The organism is Bacillus cereus group sp. BfR-BA-01380 (assembly GCF_022663535.1).
GTDB lineage: Bacteria > Bacillota > Bacilli > Bacillales > Bacillaceae_G > Bacillus_A > Bacillus_A cereus_BB.
In genome coordinates, this window is sequence record NZ_JAKUFS010000137.1 from 1 (window position 1) to 221 (window position 221).

Sequence of the window (221 nt, forward strand, 5' to 3'; positions counted from 1 at the left end):
GTAAGATCCCTGAAAGATGATCAGGTTGATAGGTTCGAGGTGGAAGCGTGGTGACACGTGGAGCTGACGAATACTAATAGATCGAGGACTTAATCATATAATATGAAGCAAATGTTATCTAGTTTTGAAGGAATATACCTTCATAAGTCTGGTAATGATGGCAGAGAGGTCACACCCGTTCCCATACCGAACACGGAAGTTAAGCTCTCTAGCGCCGATGG

The 221-nt window shown here is 43.9% G+C and carries 2 rRNA genes; both read left to right on the forward strand.

Annotation, left to right across the window (positions count from 1 at the left end):
- Positions 1-97, forward strand: a 23S ribosomal RNA gene (locus MR076_RS26275); the annotation flags it as partial.
- A gap of 50 nt (positions 98-147) precedes the next feature.
- Positions 148-221: ribosomal RNA gene (rrf, locus tag MR076_RS26280) — 5S ribosomal RNA — on the forward strand; the annotation flags it as partial.